Source organism: Vibrio sp. 1580, assembly GCF_033340055.1.
In genome coordinates this window covers 1-553 of the sequence record NZ_JAWOVT010000596.1, presented here as the reverse complement: position 1 = coordinate 553, position 553 = coordinate 1, and the positions used below count along the sequence as shown (strand labels likewise).

Annotated in this window: 1 protein-coding gene; it reads right to left on the bottom strand. The window is 43.4% G+C overall.

The window, feature by feature from the left end; all coding sequences use genetic code 11:
• Window positions 1-90 precede the first annotated feature (90 nt).
• The coding region (locus tag R7093_RS27350; protein ID WP_318147299.1) for a class I SAM-dependent methyltransferase at window positions 91-553 on the bottom strand (463 nt) is incomplete at its 5' end.

The following is a 553-nucleotide window of genomic DNA, read 5'->3' as shown; positions in this document are numbered from 1 at the left end:
CTTACTAGAGCAAATGCCATCTCACAAAGATGGCAACCCTCTGTGCTATACAATGTCAGCACTTATACGTCCTTATACTCAATCGTTTCTTTACTCTGCGTGTGTCACTAACCAGCAGTTATGGATGTGTTTGTTTCGAGAAAAATCCAAAGGCAAAGTTTGCGATGAAATATTCTGAGCTTTTAGTCCTAGCTCAGCCAACCCTTCTTCATCCATCTTAAAGTGACGTTTATTGTTCGAGAACACTATCGTACCGCCTGCGCGTAACAAACGTTTCAAGTTCGTCATTAGCTTGATATGGTCACGTTGCACGTCGAATGACGTTTCCATACGTTTTGAGTTTGAAAACGTCGGTGGATCAATAAAGATAAGGTCGTATTCGCCTTTTGCATTTTCAAGCCACTGCAGACAATCGGCTTGCTCAAAGCGATGTTGGCGTCCAATACAACCATTCAACTGCATATTGTCTTTTGCCCAGTTCAGGTAAGTGTTTGACATGTCTACTGTCGTTGTTGAACGAGCTCCGCCAACTGCCGCGTGTACTGTTGCACTA